General features: G+C 71.9%; 6 protein-coding genes. 5 read left to right on the top strand and 1 reads right to left on the bottom strand.

What is annotated here, in order from left to right:
* The 5 genes from ACWJ6R_RS28430 to betA form a co-directional block, all read left to right on the top strand.
* The coding region (locus ACWJ6R_RS28430) for an ABC transporter permease (protein ID WP_449065171.1) at window positions 1–1,089 on the top strand (1,089 nt) is incomplete at its 5' end.
* 147 nt (window positions 1,090–1,236) lie between these two features.
* The gene (locus tag ACWJ6R_RS28425) at window positions 1,237–1,902 is read left to right on the top strand and encodes an ABC transporter permease (protein ID WP_449065170.1); all 666 of its coding nucleotides are present in this window, start codon (window positions 1,237–1,239) and stop codon (window positions 1,900–1,902) included.
* Between the two features lie 28 nt (window positions 1,903–1,930).
* Complete coding sequence (locus ACWJ6R_RS28420; RefSeq protein WP_449065169.1) at window positions 1,931–2,923, top strand: ABC transporter substrate-binding protein; 993 nt, start codon at window positions 1,931–1,933, stop codon at window positions 2,921–2,923.
* A gap of 61 nt (window positions 2,924–2,984) precedes the next feature.
* Window positions 2,985–3,959, top strand: coding sequence for an ABC transporter substrate-binding protein (locus tag ACWJ6R_RS28415; RefSeq protein ID WP_449065168.1), 975 nt, complete (start codon window positions 2,985–2,987; stop codon window positions 3,957–3,959).
* A complete protein-coding gene (gene betA / locus ACWJ6R_RS28410) occupies window positions 3,956–5,680 on the top strand; it encodes a choline dehydrogenase (RefSeq protein ID WP_449065167.1) in 1,725 nt (574 codons plus the stop codon). Before ACWJ6R_RS28415 ends, betA begins: the two co-directional genes overlap by 4 nt.
* On the opposite strand, the gene ACWJ6R_RS28405 is transcribed toward betA, so the two are convergent.
* On the bottom strand, window positions 5,662–5,984 hold a 323-nt coding region (locus ACWJ6R_RS28405), incomplete at its 5' end, for a GTP-binding protein (protein WP_449065166.1). The two genes, betA and ACWJ6R_RS28405, sit on opposite strands and share 19 nt — an antisense overlap.

The following is a 5,984-nucleotide window of genomic DNA, read 5'->3' as shown; positions in this document are numbered from 1 at the left end:
CGGGTGCCCCGCTGGGCGCCGGCGCTCGCCGCGGCGGTCCTGGCGGTCGCCTCCTACGCCGCCTACGCCGCCTTCCAGGGCACCGCGACCCTCCCGCACGACGACGACGCCGCCCCGTTCCGGATCGTCGCCGACCTGCGGGCCTGGGCGGACGCCGAGCGCAACCGGAGCCCGTTCTTCCTGTTCCTCGTCAACTACGTACGGCTCGGCGTCGGCGGCGTCCACGACCTGCTCCACCTGGTCCTGCACGGCCTGGGCTGGGCCGGTCTGGCCGGGTGCGCGGGCGCGCTCGGCTGGCTCGCGGGCGGCGCGCGCACCGGGCTGCTCGCCGTGGCCGGGTTCGGCGCGTTCGGGGTCCTGGGGGTGTGGCAGGCGAGCGTCGACACGCTCGCGCTCGTGCTCGCGGCCGTCCTGCTCTCCCTGGCGGTCGGCCTGCCCCTGGGGGTCTGGGCGGGCCTGTCCCCGCGGCTGCGCCGCCTGCTCACCCCGGTCCTCGACGTCATGCAGATCATGCCGACGTTCGCCTATCTGGCGCCGATGGTGCTGCTCTTCCAGATCGGCCCGGCCGCCGCCACCGTCGCCACGATGGTCTACGCGATCCCCCCGGCGATCCGGATCACCGCGCTCGCCGTCGAGCGGGTCTCCCCCGCCGCGGTGGAGGCCTCGGAGTCGCTGGGCGCGACACGCGCGCAGACCCTGCGCGGGGTCCGCCTCCCGCTGGCCCGCGGCACCATCGGCCTGGCGGCCGGCCAGACCATCATGATGGCGCTGTCCATGGTGGTGATCGCGGCGCTGATCGCCGCCCCGGGCCTCGGCTCGGACGTCATCCGGGGGCTGTCGCGGGCGAACGTGGGCCTGATGCTCCCGGCGGGCCTGGCCATCGTCGTCATGGCGGTCGTGCTCGACCGGGTGACCACCGCCGCGGCGCGCCCGCCGCACGAGGAGGCCCTGGAGCCCGGGGCGGCGCCCGCCGTCACCCGGTCGCGGTGGGCGGCCGCGGCGTGCTGGCGGCCACCGGGATCCTGCTGGGCCGCCTGCTGCCCGCGGAGTTCCCCGGCGCGTGGGCGCTCGACTTCGCCGGCCCGGTGAACGACGCCGTGGACTGGGCGAAGACCTCCTGGTACGGCCTGACCCAGGCGGTCGGGGCGCCGTCGCCGAGGGGCTGCTCAACCCGCTGCAGACCGTGCTCACCGAGGCGCCCTGGTGGCTGGTCGCGGCGGTCGTGCTCGCGATCGGGTGGCGGACCGGCGGGCCCGGCCCGCGGCCGTCGCCACGGGCTGCCTGCTCGCCACGGCCCTGCTGGGACTCTGGCAGCACACCATGGAGACGCTCACCACCGTGCTGGTGGCGGTGGCGCTGACCCTGCTCGCCGGCCTGCTGCTCGGCGTGGCGGCGGCCCGCTCGCCCCGGTTCGCCGCCGTGCAGCGGCCGCTGCTCGACGCCGCGCAGACCCTGCCCGCCTTCGTCTACCTGCTGCCCGCGCTCGCGCTGTTCGGCGCGACCCGGTTCACCGCGATCTTCGCCTCGGTGGTCTACGCGGTGCCCGCGGTGGCCCGCCTGGTCGCGGAGGGCATCGGGAACGTGGCCCCGGCCGCGGTCGAGGCCGCGCTGTCGTGCGGTTCCACCGAGCGGCAGCTGCTGTGGAAGGTACGGCTCCCGATGGCCCGGCCCGCCATCCTGCTCGCCGCCAACCAGGGGATCGTCATGACGCTCGCCATGGTCGTGGTCGGCGGGCTGGTCGGCGCGGGCGGACTCGGCTACGACGTCGTCTCCGGGTTCTCCCAGCGCTCCGACTTCGGCATGGGCTTCGCCGCCGGAGTGGCCACGGTGCTGCTCGGGATCACGCTCGACCGGATCACCCAGGGCGCCGGGCGGCGCCCGCTCACCCGCACGTCCACCTGAAGAGAACCTGGAAGAAGAAGAGGATCGCATGAGGATCGGAACCAGGATCCGACTGCTCGCCGGTGTGCTCACACTCGGACTCGCCGCAGCGGGCTGCGGCGGGGCCACCGTGGAGACCGGCGCCAGTCCGGCGCAGCCGTCCGCGGGCGCGGCGGGATCGTCGGCGCCCGCCGCGGGCGGCACCGTGAGGATCGCCGTCAATCCGTGGGCGGGCTACGAGGCCAGCGCCGCGGTCATCGCCCACCTGCTGGAGGAGAAGCTCGGCTACACGGTCGAGAAGAAGGAGCTCGCCGAACAGGTCTCCTGGGAGGGCTTCGAGACCGGTGACGTCGACGTCATCGTGGAGAACTGGGGCCACGAGGACCTGAAGAAGACCTTCATCGAGGAGAAGAAGGTCGCCGTCGAGGCGGGCTCCACCGGTAACAAGGGCGTCATCGGCTGGTACATCCCCAAATGGATGACCGACGAGTACCCCGGCATCACCGACTACAAGAACCTGAACAAGTACACCCACCTGTTCAAGACCTCCGAGTCGGGCGGCAAGGGCCAGCTGCTCTTCGGCGACCCCTCCTACGTGAGCAACGAGGAGGCGATCATCAAGAACCTCAAGCTGGACTACAAGGTGGTCGTCGGCGGCAGCGAGGCGGCGCTGATCGAGTCCGCCACCCAGGCGCAGCGGCAGAAGAAGCCGCTGCTGTTCTACTTCTGGGACCCGCACTGGCTGTTCAGCAAGGTCGAGCTGGCCCGGGTGAACCTGCCCCCGTACACCGAGGGCTGCGACGCCGACCCCAAGAAGGTCGCCTGCGACTACGCCGAGCTGGACCTCGACAAGATCGTGAGCAAGAGGTTCGCCGACACCGGCGGCAAGGCCTACGAGCTGGTCAAGAACTTCTCCTGGACCAACGAGCACCAGAACGCCGTCGCCAACGACATCATCGGCAACGGCATGTCCGCCGCGGAGGCGGCCAAGAAGTGGGTCGAGGCCAACCCGTCGGTCTGGGCCGCCTGGATCCCGCAGTAGGCGGGTCCGGCCCGGCGGAGCGGTCCCGCCGCTCCGCCGGGCCCGAGTCGCGGAGGTCGACATGAGGCTTGACATCAGAGGCAAGAACGTCCCGCCGGGCGGGCGGCGGCGTACGGTTCCCGCCGCCGGGCTCGCGGTGCTGCTCCTGCTCACCTCGTGCAGCGCGCAGGAGGCCGCCCCGGAGCGGACCGGCGGAACCGTGCGGATCGCGATCAACGACTGGGCCGGCTACCGGGCCAGCGCCGCGGTCCTCGCGCTCCTGCTGAAGCGCGAGCTCGGCTACGAGGTTCAGGAGGTGGAGCTGACCGAGGCCCAGTCATGGGAGGCCTTCGAGAAGGGCACGGTCGACGTCATCGTCGAGAACTGGGGGCGCGAGGCCGAGAAGAAGACCTACATCGAGGAGAAGAAGGTCGCGGTCTCCGCCGGCCGGAACGGCAACAAGGGCATCATCGGCTGGTACGTCCCGCAGTGGATGGCCGAGGAGCACCCGGACATCACCGACTGGCGGAACCTCGACAAGTACGCGCCGCTCTTCCGGACCGCGAGGACGGGGAACCTGGGCCAGATCCTCGACGGGGACCCGTCCTACGTCACCAATGACGAGGCCCTGGTGCGCAATCTCGACCTCGACTACAAGGTCGTCTACTCGGGCAGCGAGGACGCCCTGATAAAGGCCGCCCGGCGCGCGACCGAGCGGCGCGAACCGCTGCTGATGTATTTCTACGAACCGCAGTGGCTGTTCACCCAGGTGAAACTGGTCAAGGTCAATCTCCCCCCCTATGCGATCGGCTGCGACGCCGACGCGAAGAAGGTCGCCTGCGACTATCCGCCCTATCTGCTCGACAAAATCGTCAGCAGGCGGTTCGCCGACACCGGCGGAAAGGCCTACGAGCTGGTCCGGAACTTCTCCTGGACCAACGAGCACCAGAACGCCGTCGCCCGCGACATGACCGAGGGCGGCATGTCCGCCGAGGAGGCGGCCCGCGCCTGGGTCGACGCCAACAGGATCGTCTGGAAGGACTGGATGCCGCGGTGAGCTACGACTTCGTCATCGTCGGCGGCGGATCGGCCGGCTCCGCCCTGGCGAACCGGCTGAGCGCCGACCCGTCGGTGCGCGTGCTGGTCCTGGAGGCGGGCCGTCCCGACCACCGGTGGGACGTGTTCATCCACATGCCGGCCGCGCTGATGTTCCCCATCGGCAGCCGCTTCTACGACTGGCGCTACGAGTCCGAGCCCGAGCCGCACATGCACGGCCGCCGCGTCTACCACGCCCGCGGCAAGGTCCTCGGCGGCTCCAGCAGCATCAACGGCATGATCTTCCAGCGCGGCAACCCGCTGGACTACGAGCGGTGGGCGGCCGACCCGGGGATGGGGGACTGGGACTACGCCCACTGCCTGCCGTATTTCAAGCGCATGGAGAACTGCCTGGCCGACCCCGGGACCCCGTTCCGCGGGCACGGCGGCCCGCTCGTCCTGGAGCGCGGCCCGGCGAAGGGCCCGCTGTACGACGCGTTCTTCGCGGCGGTACGGCAGGCGGGCCACGCGCTCACCGACGACGTGAACGGCTACCGCCAGGAGGGCTTCGCCGCCTTCGACCGCAACCTGCACCGGGGCCGCCGGCTCAGCGCCGCCCGGGCCTACCTGCACCCGGTGCTGGACCGCCCCAACCTCACCGTGCGGACCCGCGCCCACGTCTCGAAGGTCGTCTTCCAGGGGAACCGGGCGGTCGGCGTCGAGTTCGACGGCAAGCGGGTCCGCGCGGGCGAGGTGATCCTGTGCGGCGGGGCGGTCAACTCCCCGCAGCTGCTCCAGCTGTCCGGCGTGGGCGACGCCGGACTGCTGAAGGGGCTCGGCATCGAGGTCGTGCACCACCTGCCGGGCGTGGGCGAGAACCTCCAGGACCACCTGGAGGTCTACATCCAGCACGCCTGCCTGCGGCCCGTCTCCATGGCGCCGGCCCTGGCCTGGTGGCGGCGGCCGTTCATCGGCGCGGACTGGCTGCTGCGCCGCTCGGGCCCGGGGGCGAGCAACCACTTCGAGGCCGGCGGGTTCATCCGCTCCAACGACGACGTCGTCTACCCGAACCTGATGTTCCACTTCCTGCCGATCGCGATCCGCTACGACGGCTCGGCCCCGGCGACCGGCCACGGCTACCAGGTCCACGTCGGCCCGATGTACTCCGATGCGCGCGGCAGCGTGCGGATCAGGTCCGCCGACCCCCGCGTCAAGCCGGCCCTCCGGTTCAACTACCTGTCCACCGCCGCCGACCGCCGCGAGTGGGTCGAGGCGGTCCGCAAGGCCCGGGAGATCCTCTCCCAGCCGGCCTTCGCCCCCTTCGACGGGGGCGAGATCTCCCCCGGCCCGGCCGTGCGGAGCGACGAGCAGATCCTCGACTGGGTCGCCCGCGACGGCGAGACCGCCCTGCACCCCTCGTGCACCTGCCGGATGGGCACCGACGAGATGTCCGTGGTGGACCCGGCGACGATGCGGGTCCACGGGGTGGAGGGCCTGCGCGTGGTGGACGCCTCGGCCATGCCGTACATCACCAACGGCAACATCTACGCCCCGGTGATGATGCTCGCCGAGAAGGCCGCCGACCTGATCCTCGGCGCCGCCCCCCCTGCCCCCCCGAGCCCGTGGAGTTCCACCGCCACGGCGGCTGAGCCCCCGGCCGCCCGGAAGACGCCGAAGAGCCGGTACGGCTCCGCGGGAGCCGTACCGGCCGGGGCCTCGATGCGTCAGACCGACATGCCGTAGGCGGCGCGCACCCGCAGGACGTGCTCGACCAGCGTGATGAGCGTGCTCTTCACCGAGTCGCGGGAGCGGGCGTCGGTGCGCACGATGGGGACGTGCGGGGCGAGCGCCAGGGCCTCCCGCACCTCGTCCTCCGAGTGCGGGAACTGCCCCTCCCAGCCGTTGATGCCGACCACGAAGGGGAGCTTGGCCTCCTCGAAGTAGTCGATCGCCGGGAAGCCGTCGGCCAGGCGGCGGGTGTCGATCAGGACCACCGCGCCGATGGCGCCGCGGACCAGGTCGTCCCACATGAACCAGAACCGGTGCT

This window comes from Planomonospora algeriensis (genome assembly GCF_977012225.1).
This window is presented reverse-complemented; position numbering and strand designations above follow the sequence as displayed.